General features: G+C 72.2%; 18 protein-coding genes. 4 read left to right on the top strand and 14 right to left on the bottom strand.

The annotated features are described in order from the left end of the window. Positions 1-33 precede the first annotated feature (33 nt). The 5 genes from O7601_RS13180 to ftsY all read right to left on the bottom strand — a co-directional run bounded on the left by O7601_RS13180 (position 34) and on the right by ftsY (position 6421). Positions 34-2412, bottom strand: a complete 2379-nt coding sequence (locus O7601_RS13180; RefSeq protein WP_281566439.1) for a [protein-PII] uridylyltransferase — start codon at positions 2410-2412, stop codon at positions 34-36. A gap of 11 nt (positions 2413-2423) precedes the next feature. Continuing rightward, a complete protein-coding gene (locus tag O7601_RS13175) occupies positions 2424-2762 on the bottom strand; it encodes a P-II family nitrogen regulator (RefSeq protein ID WP_166458079.1) in 339 nt (112 codons plus the stop codon). A 25-nt stretch (positions 2763-2787) separates the two neighbouring features. Next, positions 2788-4164 (bottom strand): ammonium transporter, encoded by a 1377-nt coding sequence (locus tag O7601_RS13170; protein WP_281566438.1) that lies wholly within the window; start codon positions 4162-4164, stop codon positions 2788-2790. A gap of 202 nt (positions 4165-4366) precedes the next feature. Further along, positions 4367-5230: an aminoglycoside phosphotransferase family protein gene (locus O7601_RS13165; protein ID WP_170863284.1), complete on the bottom strand. Its 864-nt coding sequence runs from the start codon at positions 5228-5230 to the stop codon at positions 4367-4369. 6 nt (positions 5231-5236) lie between these two features. Beyond that, complete coding sequence (gene ftsY / locus O7601_RS13160) at positions 5237-6421, bottom strand: signal recognition particle-docking protein FtsY (RefSeq protein WP_281566437.1); 1185 nt, start codon at positions 6419-6421, stop codon at positions 5237-5239. Between the two features lie 186 nt (positions 6422-6607). Between ftsY and O7601_RS13155 the strand changes: the two genes are divergently transcribed. Then, the gene (locus O7601_RS13155) at positions 6608-8317 is read left to right on the top strand and encodes an alkaline phosphatase D family protein (protein ID WP_281566436.1); all 1710 of its coding nucleotides are present in this window, start codon (positions 6608-6610) and stop codon (positions 8315-8317) included. Positions 8318-8369: 52 nt separating this feature from the next. Next, positions 8370-8891 carry a DinB family protein gene (locus tag O7601_RS13150; RefSeq protein ID WP_281566435.1) on the top strand — a complete coding sequence of 174 codons (522 nt, stop codon included), beginning with the start codon at positions 8370-8372 and terminating at the stop codon, positions 8889-8891. A gap of 114 nt (positions 8892-9005) precedes the next feature. Here O7601_RS13150 and O7601_RS13145 read toward each other — a convergent pair whose 3' ends face one another. From O7601_RS13145 to O7601_RS13135, 3 genes are all read right to left on the bottom strand, one after another. Continuing rightward, a complete protein-coding gene (locus O7601_RS13145) occupies positions 9006-9626 on the bottom strand; it encodes an HAD-IA family hydrolase (protein ID WP_281566434.1) in 621 nt (206 codons plus the stop codon). Then, entirely contained in the window at positions 9626-13240 is a 3615-nt protein-coding gene (gene smc / locus O7601_RS13140; protein WP_281566433.1) for a chromosome segregation protein SMC, read from the bottom strand. Before smc ends, O7601_RS13145 begins: the two co-directional genes overlap by 1 nt. Before the next feature lie 304 nt (positions 13241-13544). Then, the gene (locus O7601_RS13135) at positions 13545-13739 is read right to left on the bottom strand and encodes a hypothetical protein (RefSeq protein ID WP_093401709.1); all 195 of its coding nucleotides are present in this window, start codon (positions 13737-13739) and stop codon (positions 13545-13547) included. A 371-nt stretch (positions 13740-14110) separates the two neighbouring features. Between O7601_RS13135 and O7601_RS13130 the strand changes: the two genes are divergently transcribed. Next, entirely contained in the window at positions 14111-15475 is a 1365-nt protein-coding gene (locus O7601_RS13130) for a CAP domain-containing protein (protein ID WP_281566432.1), read from the top strand. Between the two features lie 113 nt (positions 15476-15588). Beyond that, on the top strand, positions 15589-16431 hold the full coding sequence (locus O7601_RS13125) for an endo alpha-1,4 polygalactosaminidase (RefSeq protein ID WP_281566431.1): 843 nt from the start codon (positions 15589-15591) through the stop codon (positions 16429-16431). Between the two features lie 107 nt (positions 16432-16538). Here O7601_RS13125 and mutM read toward each other — a convergent pair whose 3' ends face one another. From mutM to O7601_RS13095, 6 genes are all read right to left on the bottom strand, one after another. After that, complete coding sequence (gene mutM / locus O7601_RS13120) at positions 16539-17390, bottom strand: bifunctional DNA-formamidopyrimidine glycosylase/DNA-(apurinic or apyrimidinic site) lyase (protein ID WP_281566430.1); 852 nt, start codon at positions 17388-17390, stop codon at positions 16539-16541. Further along, on the bottom strand, positions 17383-18219 hold the full coding sequence (gene rnc / locus O7601_RS13115) for a ribonuclease III (RefSeq protein WP_281566429.1): 837 nt from the start codon (positions 18217-18219) through the stop codon (positions 17383-17385). Before rnc ends, mutM begins: the two co-directional genes overlap by 8 nt. After that, on the bottom strand, positions 18216-19169 hold the full coding sequence (locus O7601_RS13110; RefSeq protein WP_281566902.1) for a phosphate acyltransferase PlsX: 954 nt from the start codon (positions 19167-19169) through the stop codon (positions 18216-18218). Before O7601_RS13110 ends, rnc begins: the two co-directional genes overlap by 4 nt. Before the next feature lie 129 nt (positions 19170-19298). Continuing rightward, complete coding sequence (gene rpmF / locus O7601_RS13105; protein ID WP_091435485.1) at positions 19299-19472, bottom strand: 50S ribosomal protein L32; 174 nt, start codon at positions 19470-19472, stop codon at positions 19299-19301. 5 nt (positions 19473-19477) lie between these two features. After that, entirely contained in the window at positions 19478-20041 is a 564-nt protein-coding gene (locus O7601_RS13100) for a YceD family protein (protein ID WP_281566428.1), read from the bottom strand. A gap of 168 nt (positions 20042-20209) precedes the next feature. After that, complete coding sequence (locus O7601_RS13095) at positions 20210-20707, bottom strand: hypothetical protein (RefSeq protein WP_203998365.1); 498 nt, start codon at positions 20705-20707, stop codon at positions 20210-20212. Between the last annotated feature and the right edge of the window lie 201 nt (positions 20708-20908).

The raw sequence follows: 20908 nt of genomic DNA, 5'->3' as shown, positions 1-20908 counted from the left end.
GTTGACCCTGCACTGCCACAGATCCCGGGCGGATTACACGGCGGCGAGGACGGCCGCCTCCAGGCGGGCCCGTTCCTCCTCCGGAGGCCAGCCGCCGACCAGGTAGAAGGCATCGACCACGTCGCCGCCGAGCGTGGCGATCCGGGCCGCGCGGACCTGGGCGCCGGCCACGTCGAGCGCACTTGTCACCCGGTAGAGCAGGCCGGCGGCGTCGGCGGCCCGCAGTTCCAGCAGCACCGCATCGGTGGCGGCGTCCCGGTGCCACACCACCCGCGGTTGGGCCCCGGCCCCCCGCGCGGCCAGGGCCCGACCGCGTAGCCGCTGGGTCACCGACACGTCACCGCGCACCGCACGGCGCAGGTCGGCGCTCAACGCCACCGGATCCGGGGCCAGTCCGTAGCGCGGCTGCACCCGGCACTGCACCAGAGCCCGCCCGTCCACCGTCGAGGCGTCCGCGGCGAGCACTTCCAGCCGGTGCAGGGCCAGGCAGCCGGCCACCGTCGCGAGCAGGCCCCGACGATCGGCCGCGGCCACCGCCACCCGGTCTCCGGTCAGGTGTACGACCGGCAGTGGCCCGGCCACCAGCGCCGGGTCCGGTGCCGGCGGAGCGGGTACGTCGCCCGTGTCGAGGGTGGTGCGGACCCGGGCGACCAGCTCGGCGACCAGCCGGCCCTTCCAGTCCGACCAGGCCGCCGGGCCGGTGGCGGCGGCGTCGGCGCGCACCAGCGCGTACAGCAGGTCGAGGGTGGTGACGTCGCCTACCGACTCGGCCACCCGGGCGATGGTGACCGGGTCGGACAGATCCCGCCGGGTGGCCACCTCGGGCAGTACCAGGTGCAGCCGGACCAGCGTGCCAATCAGCGTCGCCTCGGCGGCCGGCAGGCCGATCCGGGTCGCGATTCCCGCGGCGATCGGCGCACCCACCACGCTGTGGTCACCGGGGAGCCCCTTGCCGACGTCGTGCAGCAGCGCCCCGAGCAGAAGCAGGTCGGGACGATCCACGTCGCGGGTGTGCCGGCTGGCCTCGGCGGCCGTCTGTACCAGGTGCCGGTCCAGGGTGAACCGGTGCACCGGGTTGTGCTGGGGCAGGCTGCGCAGCCGGGTCCACTCCGGCAGCCATCCGTCGATCAGCCCGTACCGATCGCAGGTCTCCCAGGCCGGGATCATGCCGGCCCCGGCACCGAGCAGCGTGGTCAGGGCGGCGCGGCCCTCGGCCGGCCAGGGTGTCGGCAGCGGTGGGCAGTACGCGGCCAGCCATTCGCAGGTGGCCCGGGCGATCGGCAGCCCGGTGGTCGCCGCGGCGGCGGCCACCCGCAGCGACAGGCTGGCGTCGGGGCGGGCACCGATGGCGGTGCGGGCCAGCACCAGTTCGCCGTCGTGCTCGACCACGTCCCGGGCGACCGGGCGGCGCAGCGGCCTGCCGTCGGCACCCCGCCGACGACCGGAGCGCAGCCGGTCGGCGGCGCGGAAGGCGTCGTCCAGGGCGTGACTGATGGTCCGGGCGTCACCGGCGACCCGACGCAGCAGGGTGTCGCCGTCGCCGTCCTCGGCCCGCGACGTGGGGTCGGACCGCTGGTCCGGTGACGTGCCGGCCGGCTGCGGCGGCACCGCGTTCGGCTGGCCGACGTCGGCGCCGGATGGCGTCCGGCGCAGACCGAGCAGGGCAGCCACCCCGTCGCGTTCCTGGGCGAGCAGCCGGTCGACGCGGCGGCCGACCTGCTGGTGCAACGCGTCCCGGGTGTCCAGCAGCCGCAGGTGTGCGGCGTGCACGGCGGGTCGTAGCGCGTCGGTGATCCCGGCGGTGGCGATGGCCCGCAGGATGCCGACGTCACGCAGTCCCCCGGCCGCCTCCTTCAGGTCGCCCTCCAACAGGTGGGCCAGTTCGCCGTGGGCCTGCCAGCGGGCGGCGGTGCTCTCCCGCAGCGGCGCGAGTTGGCGGACCGCGGTGCGCCGCCAGTGGTCGGTCGCGCTACCCGCCAGCGTGTCCGCGAGGTCCGGGTCACCGGCGACGAGCCGGGCGTCGAGCAGCCCGAGGGCCACCTTGACGTCGTCCTGGGCGACCGACAGCGCCTCGGCGACCGTCCGGACCGAGTGGTCCAGCCGCAGCCCGGCGTCCCAGATCGGATACCAGAGGGCGGCGGCCAGTTCGTCGATACCGGGCACCCCGGCGTGCACCAGCACCAGGTCCAGGTCGGCGTAGGGAGCACACTGCCGCCGGCCCAGCCCGCCCACCGCGAGCAGCGCGACGCCCGGCCGGTCCGGCAGCAGCCGGGCCAGCCAGGCGTCGTACGCGTCGGCCCGGGCCCGACGCGCCGTCGCGCCGACCCCGGCCGGTGCGCCGACGACCTCGTTGACCAGGAGGTCAGCGCTACCGGGGAGTTCCGAGGCTGTCCTACTGGTCAACGAGGTCATCGATCATCGCCCTACAGTGCGTCCAGGCCGCGCTCGCCGGTGCGGACCCGGACGACCTCCTCGACGGCGGTCACCCAGACCTTGCCGTCGCCGATCTTGCCCGTCCGGGCGGCCGATACGACGGCGTCGACGATCTTCTCGACGTCGATCTCGTCGGTCAGCACCTCCACCCGGATCTTGGGCAGGAACTCGACGGTGTACTCGGCGCCCCGGTAGACCTCGGTGTGGCCCTTCTGCCGCCCGTAGCCCTGGACCTCGCTCACCGTCAGACCGGCCACGCCCAGCGTGTGCAGGGCCTCCTTGACGGCGTCCAACTGGTGCGGCTTGATGACCGCGGTCACCAGCTTCATGTCCAACCCCTCCATTCCCGAAACGTTAGCCGGCGACCTTTTCGCTTACCGGTTCGGTGGGCTCGGTCTTCGACGACGCCGAGGTACCGATGCCCGCGGCGGCGAACGCGCCACCGCCACCACCCGTGGAGCTGAACTCGTACGCGCTCTCCGCGTGCTCGGCGTTGTCGATGCCCTCGACCTCGGCGTCGGCGCTGGCGCGGAACCCGATGGTCTTGTCGATCACGAAGCCGATGAGGTACGCGACCACGAACGAGTACGCCAGCACGGCGGCCGAACCGAGAGCCTGCTTGCCCAGCAGCGTGACGCCGCCGCCGTAGAGCAGACCGTCGTTGCCCTCACCGGCCAGCACCTCCATCGCCAGGAAGCCGATGAGCAGCGAGCCGATGATGCCGCCGATCATGTGCACGGCGACCACGTCGAGCGAGTCGTCGTACTTGAGGCGGTACTTGAGGCCGACGGCCAGCGCGCAGACGACACCGGCGATGACACCGAGCGCGATGGCGCCGAGCGGCTCCAGGAAGGCACAGGCCGGGGTGATGGCGACCAGACCGGCGATGGCACCGGACGCCGCACCCAGGGTGGTCGGCTTGCCGTCACGGAACTTCTCCACCAGCAGCCAGCCGAGCACCGCGGCGGCGGTGGCGACCTGGGTGTTGATGAAGGCGATCGCGGCGGTGCCGTTGGCAGCCAGCGCCGACCCGGCGTTGAAGCCGAACCAGCCGAACCACAGCAGGCCGGCGCCGAGCAGCACCATCGGCAGGTTGTGCGGCTTGAAACTGTCCTTCGGCCAGCCGACCCGGCGGCCGAGGACCAGGGCCAGGGCCAGGGCCGCGGCACCGGCGTTGATGTGCACCGCGGTGCCGCCGGCGAAGTCGAGCACACCCAGCTCGAAGATCCAGCCACCGCCCCACACCCAGTGCGCCACCGGGAAGTAGACCAGGGTGGCCCACAGACCGGCGAAGAGCAGCCACGGGCCGAACCGGGCCCGGTCGGCGATCGCGCCACTGATCAGCGCGACGGTGATCACGGCGAACATCAGCTGGAAACCGGCGAACAGCAGGTCGGGGATGCCACCCTCGGTCCCGCTCTCCAGCATGCCGCGCAGGCCGGCGGCGGAAAGATCACCAGTGATCCCGCCGACGTCCTCACCGAACGCGATGCTGTAGCCGTAGAACACCCACAACAGGCTGACCAGGCCGATCGCCCCGAAGCTCATCATCATCATGTTGAGCACGGACTTGGACCGGGTCATGCCCCCGTAGAACAGCGCCAGGCCGGGCGTCATGAGCAACACCAGCGCGGCTGAAGTCAAAATCCAGGCGGTGGCACCAGAATCTAGCTCCGGCACGCTGCCTCCTCTCGGGTTGTTTTCTCCCTCCCTCCCGGCACCGCGCAGCATCGCCCGTACGCCGGTTGCGCGGAAGCCTGGTAGTCCGCTGTTTCACCCAGGGTCCCCGGCTGGTTTCCGAACCGTGACGGCTTGTTTCGGACGTGTGAAGAAAGACGCACACGTCAGCGCTTCGACGGGGACGGATCGGCCGTTTGGTGCCGGTCTATCCCCCCGACGGCCCAGAGACCGTCGGGAGACCCCGCGCGCCCGCTCAACGCAGGGCGTGTTCGAGGGCGTGTCGCTCGTAGTCGAGCAACCGCAGATCCCGCATCGGCCGGCGCAGGTGGCCCTTGTGCACGATCCGGACGAAGGCCGGCTCCCCCGCCGCGGCCATCCGGCGGATGCCCTCGACGTGGTCGACGATCCGCTTGCGGATGGTCCGGATCAGCCGGTGCCGGTCGCGCGGGATGAGCCCGTACGCGTCGGCGAAGAGCCGCAACCGGCGCGGCCGGTCGGGGCGCTTCCAGCCGAGGGTGATGGAGTCCCGGTCGGAGAAGATCGGCACCCAGGTCCACGCGGCGTACGCCACGTCGTAGATCCGGGCACCGGGCGAGGCGAGATCGAAATCGATCAGCCCGAGGGTGCCGTCCGGCCGCCAGATCACGTTGTGCGGTGCCGCGTCGTGATGGCAGATGACCTCGGTGTCCGGCGGCGGCGGACCGAACGAGCGCCACACCGCCTGCGGCGGCGGCACGAAACCGTACTGCGCGTCGTGGAACATCCGCAGCATGGTGGCGACGGTGACCAGGGCCTCGTCGGTGACCCAGTGCGGAGCCAGCGGGTACTCCCCGCACTCCCCCTCCAGGTACGACAGCACCTCCCGGTTGCGCTCGTCCATGCCGAGGGCACGGGGGGCACCGGTGAACCCGACGTACTCCAGGTGACGCAGCAGGGCGTGCACCGACGGGGTCCACGGCCCGGCGTTGCGCCGCACCGTGTCACCGACCCGCACCACGGTGCTCACGTTCCCGCCGTGCAGCGGGATCTCCTGCGAGGTCACGTACGGTCTCCCGAGGCGCTGCGACGGGTGGCTCGGGTCGCGCCAGCCCGCGTACGCGCGATCGTCTCTGGTCACCCGAGGTTACGCGGTCTGACCGGAGGACTCGGTACCCAGCAGGGCGTCGACGAACTGCGCCGGGTCGAAGGGCGCGAGGTCGTCCGGGCCCTCGCCGAGGCCGACAAGCTTCACCGGGATGCCGAGCTTGCGCTGCACGGCGATGACGATGCCCCCCTTGGCGGTGCCGTCGAGCTTGGTCAGCACCACACCGGTGACGTTCACCACCTCGGTGAAGACGCGCGCCTGCTCCAGCCCGTTCTGACCGGTGGTGGCGTCGAGCACGAGCAGTGTCTCGTCGATCGGGCCGTGCTTCTCCACCACCCGCTTGACCTTGCCCAGCTCGTCCATCAGGCCGATCTTGTTCTGCAACCGGCCGGCGGTGTCGACGAGAACCGTGTCCACCCCGGTCTCGATGCCGCGCTTGACCGCGTCGAAGGCGACGCTGGCCGGGTCGGCACCCTCCGGACCCCGGACGGTCTCGGCCCCCACCCGCCCGGCCCAGGTCTGCAACTGGTCGGCGGCGGCGGCCCGGAAGGTGTCGGCGGCGCCGAGCAGCACGCTGCGGCCGTCGGCGATGAGCACCCGGGCGATCTTGCCGCAGGTGGTGGTCTTGCCCGCGCCGTTGACCCCGACCACGAGCAGCACCGCCGGCACGCCCTCCTTCGGGGCGGTGTGCAGCGACCGGTCCAGCCCCGGGTCGAGCGCGTTGACCAGCTCGGCGGCGAGCAGGGCGCGCAGCTCGGCGACCGACCGGGTACCCAGCACCCGGGTGCGCTCCCGTAGCCGGTCGACGATCTCCCGGGTGGCGTCGACGCCCACGTCGGCGGTGATCAGGCTGTCCTCGATCTCCTCCCAGACGTCCTCGTCGAGCCGGTCCCGGCTCAGTAGGCCGAGCAGGCCCTTGCCGAACACGTTCTGCGATCGCGACAGCCGGGAACGCAGCCGCACCAGCCGGCCGGCGGTCGGCTCGGGCACCTCGACGGTCGGTGCCGGCGCCTCGATCGGCGGCTCGACCAGGACACCTGTGGACAGATCGGCCTCCGGTGCCTGCACCGGCGGACCGGCGAGGTCCTCCTCCGCCCGGGTGTCGACCTCCGTACGCGGCAACGGCGGCTGCGGCCGTCGACGCAGCCGCGGCACGACCAGCCCGATGCCGCCGAGGATCAGCAGACCGAGCAGGGCGAGAGCGATGAGGAGGTATTCCGTCATGCCGGAATCCTGTCAGATGCCGGCGATCACGTCTCAGCCACCGCTCCCGCCGGGCTCGGCAGTTCCCTGGCGCCCGACCGCTCCCGGCGTCGGCCCAGCAAGCGGCGGTAGTCTCGGCCACAGTTGGCAGTGGTGCGCCGCCGGCCGGGTAGTAAAGGATGAAGTTCTCTCGTCTGGAGGTCCCGTATGCCCGCCGAGCTGCTCATCGGCCCCCTGCTGCGCCGGGTCGTCGGCACTCGGGCCACCGTCTGGGTGGAGACCACGACGCCGGCGGTGGTCACCGTCCGCACGGCCGCCGGCGGCACCGGCACCGCCCCCACCTTCAGCGCGTACGACCACCACTACGCGCTGGTGGTGGTCGACGGGCTCACCCCGGACAGCACGACGCCGTACGAGGTGTTGATCGACGACGAGGTGGCCTGGCCGCAGCCGGATAGTCGTTTCCCGCCCAGCGTCATCCGCACCCGGGCCGACGACGACCGGGACCAGCCGGTCCGGCTGCTCTTCGGTTCCTGCCGGGAGACCACCCAGCACGCGACCACCCGGAAGTTGCCGCCGGACGCGCTCGACGCGTACGCCCGGCGGGTGATGGCCGATCCGGACCCGGCCGCCCTGCCCGACCTGCTGCTGCTGCTCGGTGACCAGGTCTACGCCGACGAGACCTCGCCGACTGTGAAGCGCCTGCTGCGCCGCCGCCGGCGACGTCCGGAGGGTGCGCCTAAGGACCAGGTGGTCAGCTTCGACGAGTACACCAAGCTCTACCTGGAGTCGTGGCGCGACCCGGAGATCCGCTGGCTGCTCTCCACCGTGCCGAGCGTGATGATCTTCGACGATCACGAGATCATCGACGACTGGAACACCTCGGCCTCCTGGCGCGCCGAGATGCGCGAAGAGCCGTGGTGGGCCGAGCGGATCGCCAGTGGGTTGGCTTCCTACTGGGTCTACCAGCACCTGGGCAACCTCTCGCCGGACGAGATCGCCGCGGACCCGGTCTTCGCCAAGGTGAGCGCGGCGGAGGACGCCACCGGCGTGCTGCGGGAGTTCGGCGCGCGGGTCGACACCGAGGCCGACCTGGCCCACGACACCGAGCGCTGGCGGGCGGTGCAGTACCAGTGGAGCTACGCGCTCGACCTGGGGCGCACCCGGCTGGTGATGTTGGACAACCGGTGCAGCCGGGTGCTGCTACCCGGTCGGCGGGCGATGCTGCCGCCCGGGGAGTGGTCGTGGTTCGTCGACCGGGCCCACGGTGGCTACGACCACCTCGTGGTCGGCTCGTCGCTGCCCTGGCTGTTGCCGCCCGGCATCCATCACGTCGAGACATGGAACGAGAAGCTTGCCGACTCGCCCCGGCGCTGGGTGGCCGGGCTGGGCGAACGGTTGCGCCGCGCGCTGGATCTGGAGCACTGGGCCGCGTTCCGCCGCTCGTTCGACGCGCTGGCGGAGCTGTTCGCCCGCATCGGCGCCGGCGCACCCGGCGCGCCCGACGACCGCAAGGGCGCCGGGCCGGCGTACCCGCCACCGGCGTCGATAAGCGTGCTCTCCGGCGACGTGCACCACTCGTACGTGGCGAGAGTCAGGTTCACCGACCCTGGTGTGCGTACACCGGTGCACCAGCTCACCTGCTCGCCGATCCACAACCAGGTGCCGGCCGGGATGCGACCGCTGATGCGGCTCGGCTGGGCGCGGGGGCCGGCCGGGGCGGCCCGTGCCCTGGCCCGCACCGCCGGGGTCCGCCGCCCGCTGGTCAAGTGGCGCAGGCTGGCCGGGCCGTATTTCGGCAACGCGGTGGCGACGCTCACCCACGCCGGCCGTGGGGCCGAGGTGGTCATCGAGGGCACCACCGGCGACGGTCACCTGCACGAGGTCGCCCGGCAGCGGCTCACCGACGGCCGCTGAGCGCACCACAAACCTGTCGCAGGTTGTCAGACATCCGGGCCAGAATCTCCGGATGACTTGGACAGCACCGGCGATCGACCGCACCCCCGAGCCCTACGTCGGCGACGAGCGCACCATGCTGGCGGGCTGGCTGGACTGGCACCGGCAGACCCTCCTGCTCAAGTGTGCCAACCTCACCGCCGAGCAGTTGCGCACGGCCAGCGTGGCACCGTCCGGCCTCACCCTGCTCGGGCTGGTCCGGCATCTGGCCGAGGTGGAGGCCTGGTGGTTCCGGGAGAACGTCGCCGGTGAGCAGGTGGACTACCCCTACTACACGCCCGACGATCCGGACGCCGACCTCGACGTCAGTGCCGCCGACGCCGAGGCGGACTTCGCCACCTTCCACCGCGAGGTGGCGCTGGCCCGCGCCGCCGTCATCGGACGGTCGCTGGACGAGACGTTCACCGAGGTGGGTCCGAAACAGCGCACGTTCAACCTGCGCTGGGTCTACGTCCACATGATCGAGGAGTACGCCCGGCACAACGGGCACGCCGACCTGATTCGCGAGCGCATCGACGGCGTCGTCGGCGAGTGACGGAGAGCGTGACTGGTCGGCACCGGTGGCGGCACGTCGCGGTAACCCGTCGGCGGGGCACCCCGGCTTGCCGCGACCCGGGCGCGCAAAGGAGCGCCCGGGGTCGGTGTTGGCTCAGCCGGCCAGGGCGGCGCGCAGGTAGCGCAGGTCGGCCGGACCATTCCAGCGGTACGCCGACAGCCCGGCGGCCCGGGCCCCACTGATCGCCCGGTCCTCGTCGTCGACGAAGAGCACCCGGGCCGGCGGCGTGTCCAGCGCCGCGCAGGCGGCCTGGAAATACTCGGGTGCCGGCTTGTGCACCCCGATGGCCGAGGAGTTGACCACCACGTCCAGCTCGCCGGTGAGGCCCAACGCGGCCAGGTCGGCGTCGAGCAGGTCGGTGGCGTTGGTGCCGAGCCCGACCCGGATGCCGGCGGCCCTCGCCGCACGGACGAACGCCAGCACCTCCGGGTCGACCTCACCGCGATAACGCTGCCACTGCGCCACCGCCGCCCGCGCCCGCTCGGGGTCACCCACGGACGGCGTGAGCGCGTCGGCCACGCTTGTCATCCAGTCGGCGTGGCTGACCTGGCCGGTCAGCACCGGTTGCAACCGCCCCCACTGCATGGCGATCTCGCCGAGCACACCGGCGGAAAGGCCGTACTCCCGCTCGACGGCGGCGGCGACCGCCGGGTCCCAGCGCCGAAGCACACCGTCGAAGTCCACCAGGAGCGCCGTCGCGCGTTCCCGAGCCACTACCCGTTCTCCTCGCCGCGGCCCTGCCGCTCGTCATCCCCGTCGGCCCGGTTGAGCCGTTGACTGATCACCTGGGTCACTCCGCCGCGCATGGTCACACCGTAGAGCGCGTCAGCGATCTCCATCGTCCGCTTCTGGTGCGTGATGACGATCAGCTGGCTCTTCTCCCGCAGCTGAGCCAGCAGGGTGATCAGCCGGCCCAGGTTCACGTCGTCGAGGGCCGCCTCCACCTCATCCATGATGTAGAACGGGCTCGGCCGGGCGCGGAAGATCGCCACCAGCATCGCCACGGCGGTCAGCGACCGCTCGCCGCCGGAGAGCAACGACAGCCGTTTGATCTTCTTGCCCGGCGGGCGGGCCTCGACCTCGACGCCGGTGGTCAGCAGGTCGTCCGGGTCGGTGAGGATCAGCCGGCCCTCGCCACCGGGGAACAGCACGGTGAAGACCTGCTCGAACTCCCGGGCGGTGTCGGCGAAGGCGCTGGCGAAGACCTCCAGAATCCGCTCGTCGACGTCCTTGACCACGGTGAGCAGGTCCCGGCGGGTCGCCTTGAGGTCCTCCAACTGCTCGGAGAGGAACTTGTACCGCTCCTCCAGCGCCGCGAACTCCTCCAGGGCGAGCGGGTTGACCTTGCCCAGCAGGGCCAGTTCCCGTTCGGCCTTGGCGGCCCGCTTCTCCTGCACCGGGCGTTCGTAGCGGACCGGCTCGGGCACCGGCAGGTCGTCCCGCTCGGCGGCGGCCACCTCGGCCTCGGTGGGCGGCACCAGCTGACTCGGGCCGTACTCGGCGACCAGGGCCTCGACCGTCAGGCCGAAGTCCTCGGCGGCCTTGGCCTCCAACTGCTCGATGCGCAACCGCTGCTCGGCCCGGGCGACCTCGTCCCGGTGCACCTGGCTGGTGAGCCGCTCCAGCTCCGCACCGAACCTCTTCGCGGCGGCCCGCACCTCCTGTAGCTCCGCCTCGCGGGTGGCCCGTTCCCGCGCCACCGCGTCGCGGTGCTCCTCGGCCCGCGCGATGCTGCTGGTCAGCTGGGTCAACGCCGTCCGCGCGCCACCGGCCACCGCGCGGGCGATGGCGGCGCCCCGGGTGCGCGCCGCGCGCCGGGCCGCCGCCCGTTCCCGGGCCGCCCGCTCGGCACCGGCCTGCCGGCGCAGCGAGTCGGCCCGTCCGGCGATCGAGGCGACCCGCTCCTCGGCGGTACGCACCGCGAGCCGGACCTCCATCTCGTTCTGTCGGGCCTGCGGCACCATGGCGGCGAACTGGTCACGTTCCTCAGTGGAGGGTTCCGCGTCGAGCGGGGTGGCCTCGGCCAACCGCAGTCGCTCCTCCAGTTCGGCCAGGCTGGTCAGGTCCCGTTCCCGGGCCGCCTCGGCGCGCGATCGGGACTCACCGAGGCGGTCGGTCTCCGCCTTCGCCGATCGGGCGGCGGCACCCAGCTCGGCGAGCCGCCGTGCCGCGGCGTTGCGGTGGCTCTCCGCCTCCCGCTTGGCCGCCGCGGCGTGCTGCACCGCCTCCTTGGCCGTGGCCACCTCGGCACGCGCCTCGACCAGCTGATCCCGCAGTTCGGCGCTGGTCCGCTCGGCAGCCAGCCGATTGGCCCGGGCCTCCTCGACAGCCGCCTGCACCTCGATGTAACTCGGTGCCTTCGCCGACCCGCCGGCCGCCGCGTACGCGCCCACCACGTCGCCCTCGCGGGTGACCGCCCGCAGTTCAGGATTCGCGCTTACCACCTCGGTGGCGGCGGACAGGTCCGCCACCAGCACCACGTCCCGCAGCGCCCGGTACACCGCAGGCCGGATCTGGGCGTCGCATTCGACCAGGTCGGGTGCCCAGTGCGCGCCGTCGGGCAGTTTCGGACGCAACGCGTCGGCCGGGCCGGACATGCCCGGCCCGGCGGGACTGCCGACGAGCAGGCCGGCCCGCCCGGCGTCGGAGATCTTCAGCAGCCGCATCGCCTCGACGGCCTCGTCCACGCCGGTCACCGCGACCGCGTCGGCCAGCCCGCCGAGCGCCGCGGCGAGCGCCGCTTCGTGGCCCGGCGCCACCGTGAGCAGGCCGGCGAGGCCGCCCAACAGGCCGGGCACCTCATCGGCGCGGGCCAACAGGGCCCCGGCGCCGTCCTTGCGGCGCAGGCCCAGGGCGAGCGCCTCCTCCCGGGCCTTCCAGGTCGCGGCGTCCTTCTCCGCCGCCCGTTCCGCGTCCGACAGGGACCGGACCGTGGCCTGAGCCTGTTCCTGGGCGGCGACGGCCTCGGCGTGCCGGGCGTCCAGGTCGGCGTTGTCGCGGTCCGCCTCGGTGGACTGCTCGGCGACCGCGTCCAGCTCGGCCTGGGCCCGCTCGGCACGCGCCATCGCGTCGGTGTGCGCGGCGGCGAGCCGCTCGATCTCCTCACCGGCGCTTGTGGTCCGCGCCCGGGCAGAGTTCACCTGCCCGGTCAACCGGGCCAGGCCCTCCCGCCGGTCCGCGATGGCCTTCGCGGCGGCGACCAGTTCCCGCTCGGCGGCGGCAAGCTGCCGCTCCAGCTCCTGGCGGTGCTCGACCGCCTCGGCGAGCCGGACCTGGTCGTCGGTGAGTGCCGCGCGCAGCTCCTCCTCCTGCTCGCGGACCCGTTCGGCCTCGGCCTCCAGCTGCTCCGGGTCACGACCCGGGCGCTCGTCGTCCGGCGTGGCGGTCAGGTGCCGCAGCCGTTCGACGGCGAGCTGCTCGATGGAGCGGAACCGCTCCTGCAACGCAGAAAGCTTGTACCAGGTGTCCTGGGCGGCGGCCAGCAGTGGGGCGTCGGAGGCCAACGCCTCCTCCAACTCGCCGAGGCGGGACTGCACCTCGGCGTGCTCGGCCTCGACCTGCTCACGCCGCTGCCGAAGCGCGGTCTCGTCCGCGATCTCCTTGTCCAGCGTGGTCCGCAGAGTGGCGAGGTCGTCGGCGAGCAGCCGCAGCCGGGCGTCGCGCAGGTTGGCCTGGATGACGGCGGCCCGACGGGCCACCTCGGCCTGCCGGCCGAGGGGTTTGAGCTGTCGGCGCAGCTCGGCGGTGAGGTCGGTGAGCCGGTTGAGGTTGGTCTGCATCGCGTCGAGCTTGCGCAGCGCCTTTTCCTTGCGCTTGCGGTGCTTGAGGACGCCGGCCGCCTCCTCGATGAACGCCCGCCGGTCTTCCGGCTTGGCGTGCAGCATCCCGTCGAGCCGGCCCTGCCCGACGATGATGTGCATCTCCCGGCCGATGCCGGAGTCCGACAGCAGCTCCTGAATGTCGAGCAGTCGGCACGAATCGCCGTTGATCTCGTATTCGCTCTCGCCGGAGCGGAACATCCGGCGGGTGATCGAGACCTCGGTGTACTCGATCGGCAGCGCGCCGTCGGTGTTGTCGATGGTGAGGGTCACCTCGGCTCGGCCCAGCGGGGCTCGCCCGGCGGTGCCGGCGAAGATGACGTCCTCCATCTTCCCGCCACGCAGCGCCTTGGCGCCCTGCTCGCCGAGCACCCAGGCGATGGCGTCGACGACGTTGGACTTGCCCGAGCCGTTCGGGCCCACCACGCAGGTGATCCCCGGCTCCAGCTTGAGCGTCGTCGCGGAGGCGAAAGACTTGAAGCCCTTCACCGTCAGGCTCTTGAGATGCACCTTCTCGATCCTCGTCCGGTGGCCGCCGTACCGTCGCCAGGCTGCGCGGACCCTGGTAAACCCGCAGACTAACCCGGGACCGGGTGGCGCACGCGACGCGACCCACCTGCCGGCCGTCGGACACCGACCGGACCACGCCGCCGCACCGAACGGCCGAGGCGATCGGCTACGCACAGAGCTGCGCGCCGGCACATCGTGTCGGCGCGCTGTGTGCGGTGGTGCTATTCAGTTGTGGCGACCAGTTGGGTCCAGTCGCTCTTGCGGCGACCAGGTAGATCCAGTCGCCTTGCGGCGGCCAGGTAGGTCAGGTCAGCGCGGGCTCGGCCAGACGAAGCAGATCGTCTGCCTCCGCCGCAGCCGCCGCGAGCCGATCGTTCTCGGCACGCAGCCGCGTGACCTCGAACTCCAGTGACTGAACCCTGGCACGCAGTCGGGTGACCTCGTCGAGCAGGCGCCGGTCGGGCGCCGCACCTACGTGGCCGTAGAGGGCCTTCGCCATTTTTACTCCTTGATGTGCGCTGCCGGAGAGGCCGGCCAACGCGCGCCCATGTGAACGCGACTACCATTCCCACAATTTCTGGGCATGGCCGGGCGCGACTGGCGACATCACCATATTGAGCCGACAGCCCCTGCTTCGTCAAGTTCACGCAGGCCGTAGATCATCTCGGCGTCGGCCACACCCGTCTCGGGGGACTGCCACGAGGCGCGGACACGCTCTGTCCGGACGCCCCGACTCTACGCTCCGGATTCACCGAACACCTCACCCGGACGTACAGGCTCCTCTTAACTCTTCCTTAGCCAGATTGCTGCTGCTCAGACACAACACGTAGCGTCACCCCGGCCCGTAACTGACCCGTGGAGGCGACAGGCGTGCACGGCTGGAATGATCCGATCGACCCGGAGCACACCCCGCGGCGGGCGGAACCACCGACCGACGACCCGGTCTGGTTGACCGACCGGCCGGCGCCACGGTCGTCCTACCTGTTCGGCGACGATCCGGAGGGCCCGGCCGACGGGTGGTACCGCGACCAGCCGACCGAGCACTGGCGGTCCGACGCCACGCAGTCCTACCAGGCGACGGAGGCGCACCGGCCGGCGGAGCAGTCGTACCCGACGGCGGGTCAGGACTGGTACGACACCTCGGGCTCGTTCCACCACGAGACCGGCTCGTCTCGCCAGGAAAACGGCTCGTTCCGCCAGGAGACCGGGCGGCACCACCGCGACGACGACCTCACCACCGTCCATGCCGCCGACTGGCCCACGCACCACGTGTCGCCGCAGGAGAGCCCGTACGCCTACGATGATCGGCTCGACCGGTACGCCGATCAGGCCGTCGGGTACCCCGACCGGAGCAGTGCGTATGCCGAACCGGTCGTCCTCCCTCACTACGGGCCGCAGACCGGGCACCGGGAGGTGGCCGGGGTCGACGAGCCGCCGCTCGAACCGACCACCCGGGCCCGTCGGTCCCGCCGGCTGCCGCGTCCCCTGGTGATGGGTGGCGCGGCCGCAGCCGCCACCCTCGTGGTGAGCATCGGCGTCGCGGCCCTCGCGCTGCCCGGTGACGACGACCCCACCAACTCCACGGCCGGCGAGGCACCGGTCGCCAGCGCGCCCGCCGCGCCGGAGGAGGACGCGGCGCTGGCGCTCGACCTGCCCGAGAGCCAGAGCCCGAGCGCCACTCCCAGCCCCAGCGCCTCGCCCAGCACCGCGACGGCGTCGCCGTCACCGAGCCGGACGACCCGGCCCGAGCCCACGCCCTCGCGCAGCACGGCCCCCTCCCGGCTCAGCGCCGACCGCCAGGGCAGCCCGAGCCGGGCCGCCTCGGCCAGCCCGTCGCCGCCCTCCGGCGACGTCGCCTCGGAAGCGGCCGAGGTGGTCTCGTTGGTCAACACCGAGCGGGCGAAGGCCGGATGCGGCGCGCTGAGCATCGACGACAAGCTGATGACCGCGGCCCAGCGGCACAGCCAGGACCAGGCCGACAACCGGAACATGTCGCACACCGGCAGCGACGGCAGCGATCCCGGCGACCGGATCGACCGGGTCGACTACGCCTGGCGCACGTACGGTGAGAACGTCGCCTGGAACCAGCGGACGCCGGCGGCCGTCATGGACGCCTGGATGAACAGCGACGGACACCGGGCCAACATCCTCAACTGCGCCTTCACCGAGATCGGCGTCGGCGTGGCGAGTAGCAACGGCCCGTACTGGACGCAGGTGTTCGCCGCACCACGCTGAGCTGAGTGCGAGTCCTTGTCGGGTCTGCGCTCGTTTGACCGGGTGGGTACGCCGAGACCCGGCGTACCGGCTCGGGCGGCCCGACGTCGCCCCCGCGACCTGCGGAGCTGGCGATGCGGTACGGCCTGGGCGGGCGACCGGCGCGGTGGATGCACCGCCGGGCGCTGCCGGCCGGCCTGACGTTCACGCTGCTGGTCACGGCTGCCGCCTGTCGGCCTGACCTCACCCCGCCCGGGGCGCCGACCAGTTGGCCGAGCAGCTCGGCGCGGCACTGGCAGTGGCAGTGGCAGTTGGACGGAGTGCTCGATCCGGACGTCGAGGCGGACGTGTTCGTCCTGGACCCGGTCGACACCACCGCCGCACAGACCGCCGAGTTGCGCTCCCGGGACCGTCGGCTGGTCTGCCAGGTGCACATCGGGTCGGTGCGTCCGGCCGACCCCGACGCCGACCGCTACCCGGCCCGGGTGCGCGGGGCGACGATCGCGCGCAGCGGGCGCGTCTGGTTGGACGTACGCCGGTGGGACGTCCTGCGGCCGGTGCTGGCCGACCGGTTCCGGCTCTGCCGCGGCAAGGGTTTCGGCGCGGTGGTGTTCGCCGACGCCGACGGCTACGACCAGCGGTCCGGATTCGCGCTGGAGTTCGACGACCAGTTGGCGTTCAACCGTCGGGTCGCCACGCTGGCCCGCTCGCTCGACCTCTCCCCCGGCCTGCTCGGCGACTTGGCGCAGGTCACCGCGCTGGCACCGGACTTCGACTTCGCCGTCAACGAGGAGTGCGTACGGCTCGGCGAGTGCGACAAGCTGCTGCCCTTCGCCGACGCCGGTAAACCGGTGTTCCATGTGGAGTACACCGGCGCCACCACCGAGTTCTGTGTGACAAGCGTCGGCTACGGCTTCGCCTCGATCCGCAAGAACCGCACCCTGGACGCCTGGCGCCTGCCCTGCCCGTCCCCCTGACTCCCCCACCTTCCTCGTCGATCTTGCGCTTTGCGTCGCCGAAACGCCCCTCTTCGTGTTTCTCGTCGGGGCAGAAAGTGCAAGATCGCGGGGAAGGGAGGGTGGGGTCAGGGGCGGGGGCGGGGGCGGGGTTGGCAGCGGGGGCAGCTGTAGGACGACCGGTTCATGAACGCCTCGCGGCGGATCGGGGCGCCGCAGCGGGGGCAGGGCTGCCCCTCGCGTCCGTACGCGTTCAACGACCGGTCGAAGTAGCCACTCTCGCCGTTGACGTTGACGTAGAGGGCGTCGAAGCTGGTGCCGCCCGCCGTGATCGCCTCGCCGAGGACGTCCCGCACGTGCGCGAGCAGCCGCTGGGCGGCCGGGCCGGTCAGCGCGTCGGTGGACCGGGTGCCGTGCAGCCCGGCCCGCCACAGCGCCTCGTCGGCGTAGATGTTGCCCACGCCGGAGATCAGGCTCTGGTCGAGCAGCGCCCGCTTCACCTCGGTACGCCGCCGACGCAGCGCGGCCACGAACTCCGCGTCGGAGAACTCCGGGTCCAGCGGGTCGCGGGCGATGTGGGCGATCTCCGCCGGCAGCGTGCCGCCGCCCTCGCTGACCGAGAGCCCGCCGAACGTGCGCTGGTCGACGAAGCGCAGCTCGGGCCCACCATCGTCGAAGCGGAACCGGACCCGCAGGTGGGTCTCGTCGGGCGCGTCCATCGGTTGCAGCAGCAGTTGCCCGGACATCCCGAGGTGTCCGACGACGGCGTCCCCGCTGTCCAGCGGCAGCCAGAGGTACTTTCCGCGCCGACGGACGTCGAGCACCTTCCGGCCGGTCAGCACGTCCGCGAAGTGCGCCCCGCCCGGCACATGCCGACGAACCGCCCGGGGGTGGCGCACCTCCACGCTGTCGATCCGGCGGCCGGTGACCCAGCGGGACAGACCCTGCCGGACGGTCTCCACCTCCGGCAGCTCAGGCATGGTGGGCCGGGGCTTCGACCTCGCCCACCAGGTCCCGCTGGCCGTCCACCGCCGCGTTCACCCGCTCGTCGGCCGAGCCGTCGGCAATCGTCTCGGCCTGGCCGTCGTCGGTCGCCTCAGCCTGCTCGGTGAGGGTCCGCCAAGCCGATTCCGCGGCCCGTTGCTCGGCCTCCTTCTTGCTCCGTCCGTCGGCGCCGCCGTACCGGTTGCCGGCGACCACCACCCAGGCGGTGAAGGTCTTCAGGTGATCGGGTCCGGTGCCCTCGATCCGGTATTCCGGGACGCCGAGGCCGAGCGCGGCGGTCAGTTCCTGGAGGCTGGTCTTCCAGTCCAGCGCGGCGCCCCGGCCGGCGGACTCGGCCATCAGCGGGTCGAACAACCGGTGGATCACGATGGCGGCGGTGTCCAGGCCGTACTGGAGGTAGATCGCGCCGAGCAACGCTTCGAGGGTGTCGGCGAGGATGCTGGCCTTGTCCCGACCGCCGGTGGTCTCCTCGCCCTTGCCGAGCAGCAGGTAGGGGCCGAGCCCGTCCGGGCCCAGGCCGCGTGCCACGTCGGCGAGCGCGCGCATGTTGACCACGCTGGCCCGCAGCTTCGCGAGCTGACCCTCCGGCAGGTCGGGGTGGTTCTCGAAGAGCGCGGTGGTGATCACCACGCCCAGCACCGAGTCGCCGAGGAACTCCAGCCGCTCGTTGGTGGGCAGCCCGCCGTTCTCATACGCGTACGAACGGTGGGTGAGGGCACGTTCCAGCAGTTCCGGATCCAGTGAGACGCCGAAGGCGGCCTCCAGGTGGCCGATTGCCGGCCGCCGACGCTTGTCGTTGCTCATGATGTGCGTACCTCGGTGTCGGTCGTGCGATCGGTGCGGTTCGCGGCGAGCAGCGCGGCGACCCGCTCGGTGGCGTCGCGCCGCCAGAGGTGGGCGGCCAGGGCGATGCCGGAGGCGATGTCATCGGCGCGGGCGGCACCGTGGCAGACGACGACGGTGCCGGCCACGCCGAGCAGCGCCGCCGCCCTGGGCGCGCCGCCACCAGGCGGCGTCCCGCCGGCCATGGCGTACGCGCCTTCGACGGCTTTGAGCAGCACGTTACCGGTGAAACCGTCGGTGACCACCACATCGGCCCGCGTGCCGACGCAGACGTCGTACCCCTCGACGAGCCCGACGTAACGGGCCTCGCCGGGCAGTGCCGCCGCACTGAGCATGGGATCGGTGAGCCGCCGGGCGCGGTCGCCCTTGCCGGGCTCGGTGCCCACGGAGAGCAGGCCCACCCGGGGCGCGGCGACGCCGTGGGCGACCGCGGCGTAGGCGGCACCCAGCGCGGCGTGCCGGGCGAGAGTCGCCGGGTTCGGTTCCAGTGAGCCACCGACGTCGAGCAGGACGACGGTGCCGGAGACGGCGGGCAGCGCGGCGGCGAGGGCCGGACGTCGCACGTCGGGCCAGCGGCCGAGGCCGAGGGCGGCGGCGGTGACGGTCGCGCCGGTGGAGCCGGCGGAGACCAGCGCGTCGGCGTACCCGGCACGGACCGCCGCCACCGCCGCGCGGACGGTGGTCTCGGCGCGTGCCGCGCTGGGCTCGTCGGCCATATCGACGACGGAGTGCGACGGGCGGACCGTGATCCGGTCCCGTTGTGCCGGTTCCAGGGCGTCGATCAGCGCGCCGGCGGCCCTGGTCGGCCCGACGAGAAGCAGGTGCAGGTCCGGGTCGTCGCACACCGCCCGCAGAGCGCCGTCCACCACGACGGCGGGAGCCTCGTCCCCGCCGAGGAGGTCAACGGCGATCCGTGCGACGCCTGACTCCGTCTCGACGCCGACCGGCCTGGGCCGGCCGGCGTCGGCCGGAGTTGCGGGCGTCCGCCGGGGGGTGTGCGTCGCCCGACCTGTGGTCGGAGACGTCACGCGCCGTCCGGGTCAGACCTCAAGGACCTGGCGGCCGTTGTAGGTGCCGCAGACCGAGCAGGCGGCGTGCGGCAGCTTCGCGGACTTGCACTGCGGGCAGGCGACGGTCGCGACCGCCGCGGCCTTCCAGTTCGCCCGGCGGGACCGGGTGTTGCTGCGCGACATCTTGCGCTTGGGGACGGCCACGGTTCTTACTCCTCTGTACGGGTCAGTTGCGACAGGCCCGCCCAACGCGGGTCGATCTGCTGGTGGCTGTGATCGGCCGGCAGATCGTCCCGGTGCACCCCGCATTCGGGGCACAGACCTGGGCAGTCCTGGCGGCAGAGCGGATTGTTCGGCAGCGCGAGCACCACCGCGTCCCGCAACGCCGGTTCCAGGTCGATCAGGTCTCCCTGCATTCGACCCACTTCGTCCTCTTCGGTGGTGGCGTCCGTGGTGCTGTTCTCGTACGCGTACAGCTCCTGGATCGTCACCGTCACCGAGTCGTTGATCTCGCGCAGGCAGCGACTGCACTCGCCCTGGATCGGACCGTTGACGGTCCCCGAGACGAGCACACCCTCGGACACCGACTCCATCCGCAGATCGAGGTCGAGGCCCACGCCCTCCGGCACGCCGATCAACTCCACGCCGAGGTCCGACGGTGCCGGGACCACCCGTTCGACGGTACGCAGAGCACCAGGTCGACGCGGCAGCTCCCTCGTGTCGAGGACCAGCGGCGACCTGGGGTCGAGTGAAGTGGGTGAGTTCTTGGGCATAGTCAGACTCCGGCCGGTGAGAGGCCGACAAACGAGGTTACCTGGACGGACGCTCCAGCGTCGAATCGGGGTGACCAGCCGTCCCGGCACCGGGAGCAGCGGACGATCCCGGCGCTGGCGGACAGTCCGGCCGGCAGCGGACGATCCGTTCGACAGCCTCCCGGTAGGTCAGAAGGGCAGCGGGCGCTCCGCCTCGTCCCCGGCGAAGGTGCCGATCTCCCGCAGCGCATGCATCTTGTCCCGGCCGCGCTCTATCGAGGCCAGCGCCCGGGTGAGGAACTGCTCGAAGTTGGCCAACGCGGTGTCGACGTAGTCGTCGACCTCCTCGCGCAGCCGCTGCGCCTCCGCCCGCGCCTCGGCGATGATCCGGGCGCCCTCGTGCTCGGCGGAGACGGTGATCTCGTTCACCGAGACCAGGCGGGCGTGTTCCGCCTCACCCTCACTGATGATGCGGTCGGCCTCCCGCTTGCCCGCCTCCATGATCTTGTCCCGCTCCTCCAGCAGAGCGGCGGCGCGGCGCAGGTCGGCAGGGAGTTCGGCGCGTAGTTCGTCGAGGGCCGCGATCATCTCGCCCCGGTCGACCATGCAGTTGTTGCGCGACATCGGTACGGAGCGCGCCTGCTCCACGATGGTGATCAGTTCGTCGATGCGGTCGAGCGGGTCCACCGGTACCTCACTCCTGTCGTTCGTCGGGCCGACCTACATCATGCGGGCTGCGGCCGGTTTCCCGCTTCACCCATGATGTCGTCCGCCACCAAACCCGCACCGCCCCCTCCCCGGGCGTGTCGCCCCACCCCACCTCGCGATCTTGCATTTTCCGTCCCCGCAAACCACATCGGAAGCGACAGAAGGACGACTGGAACTGCA

This window comes from Verrucosispora sp. WMMD573, assembly GCF_027497175.1.
Taxonomy (GTDB): Bacteria; Actinomycetota; Actinomycetes; order Mycobacteriales; family Micromonosporaceae; genus Micromonospora.
The sequence above is the reverse complement of the archived record's forward strand: the minus strand, read 5'-3'. Positions and strand labels throughout refer to the sequence as shown.